The organism is Methylobacterium sp. J-070 (assembly GCF_022829385.1).
In the GTDB taxonomy this organism is placed as follows: Bacteria; Pseudomonadota; Alphaproteobacteria; order Rhizobiales; family Beijerinckiaceae; genus Methylobacterium.
Map to the genome: position 1 here is coordinate 1 of NZ_JAKSXX010000027.1, position 2,108 is coordinate 2,108.

The 2,108-nt window shown below is 67.7% G+C and carries 1 protein-coding gene; it reads left to right on the forward strand.

The features are described from left to right. Positions 1-2,098: phage tail tip lysozyme (locus MKL01_RS01290; protein WP_243903434.1), on the forward strand; the 2,098-nt coding region annotated here is incomplete at its 5' end. Between the last annotated feature and the right edge of the window lie 10 nt (positions 2,099-2,108).

Sequence of the window (2,108 nt, forward strand, 5' to 3'; positions counted from 1 at the left end):
CTTCGCCAAGACCCGCGAGAGCGCGGTCAAGGAAGGCAAGGGCATCGAGAAGAGCTTGGACAGTGCCGGCGACGCCGTTGAACGCCTCGCCCGGAACGCCCTCAAGCTGTTCGCCATCTTCACAGCCGGGCGCGAGATCAAGAACTTCGTCGCCGATATCACCAGCGCCGACGCTGCGTTGGGGCGGCTGGCTACTCGGATCGGCTCGACCCCGGAAGCCATCTCGGGTCTGGCGAACGCGGTCGCGCGCAACGGCGGCTCGGCGGACGCGGCGGCCGGCTCATTCCAGAAGCTGTCCGACACCATCATGGACCTGAAGACCACCGGCAATTCCGGTGCGCTTCCGTGGTTCGCCAAGCTTCAGGGGCTGAGCGGGCAGCAGATCCGGCTCAACACCGACCTGACCACGACGTTCGGTGACCTGGCCGATGCGGCCAAGGGCACCGCCGACCGGAACGGTGCGCCGATGGCGAACTATCTGCTGCGGCAGGCTGGCGTGGACCAGGACACGGCCGCGCTGCTCATCCAGGGCCGAGCCAAGCTGATGGAGGCGCTGGCCAAGTCCGGCAAGGTCGGCCTGGTTCGGAAGGAAGACGCCGAGGCGGCGCAGCGGCTGCAGACCTCCATCGAGACCCTGCGGCAGACCTCGGAGAGCTTTGGCCGGGCGATCATGACCCGGGTTACCCCGGTCATCGTCGACCTGATTGAGCGGTTCCAGAAGTGGATCGAGGCCAACAAGGATTGGATCCAGTCCGACATCGTCGCCAAGCTGGAGGAGTTCGCCAAGGCCCTGCGCGAGATGCCGTGGGACGAGGTCGGGAAGGGCATCCGGGACTTCATCGTCGGCGCCAACGACGCGGCCAAGGCGGTCGGCGGCTGGAAGACCGTCGCGGAGGCGTTCTTCGGGCTCTGGGTCACCACCAAGGTCGGGGCGGTGCTCGCGCAGATCGGCCTGATCCGCGCGGCGCTGGTGACGGGCAACACGTCCCTCTTGGCAGCCATGCTGCGGGTTGGCTTGCCGGTGGCTATTGGAGCGATCGCCACGGGCCACGGCTATCAGACGCCGGAGGATGCAGCCGCCGACCCGGATCAGGCGCAGTTGCAGCGCGAGGGCATCGAGCGCCGCGGGCGGGTACGCGGTGCCGTCCGCCGGGGCTGGAATGCCGTCAAGCGGGTCTTCGGTGGCGGAGAGGCCGAGGCTGCCGAGGGTGGCGCCGGTATTCGCATGCGGGCAGCACGCAGCATCGGCAAACTGGCGCGCAGCGAGAACGTTCAGGCCATCATCGGCGAGCTGCGCAAGGCCGGGTACAACGACAACGCCGTGGCGGCCACGGTCGGCTCGATGCAGACGGAAAGCAGCTTCAACCCACGGGCGCACAATGACCAGAGCGGCGGTCACACCGGACTCTGGCAGTGGGATCGCAACCGCTGGCCGAAGATCAAGGCTTGGATCGAGGGCCAGGGCGGCAACCCCTATGACGCCTCTTGGCAGACAAAAGCTTGGGTGGCCGAGCACACCGCCAGGCCGGGCGATGCGATCTATGACCATGCGAAGACAGAACGCGGTGGCGCGATCCTGAAGGGCAACCCGACGCTGGAGCAGGCTATCCACGGCGTGCAGCTCAGCGAGCGGTTCGGGGTCGGCGAGGAAGGCGGCCGGGCGGCCCATGCCCGCCAGTGGCTCCCGCAGTTGCAGACGCCGGCCGAGCCTACTCAGCGGGAGAAGGACATCGCCACCATCCAGGCCGAGACGAGAAACCTGCGGGCCGGGACACCGTCTCAGCGCCGCCCTGACGTGCTGGCTGATCCGAAGGACGAGCGGCGTCAGGTGCCTTCAGCAGCCCCGGCCCCGTCAGCCTGGAACGGCATCCCGAACGCCGGCCTGTTCGTGGCCCAAGCTCAAGCCGCACAGGCCGCGCAGATCGCCAACACCACCAACGACAACCGGCAGAGTTCGGTCCGGACCGACACCACGCACATGCACGGCGACGTGATCGTCAACAGCAGCGCCTCGAATGCGGATGGCCTGATCGGCGACCTGAAGCAAAGCCTGAAGGGCCGCGCCTACGCGATGTCGTCGAACACCGGGCAGGCGTGAGGAACTCCTA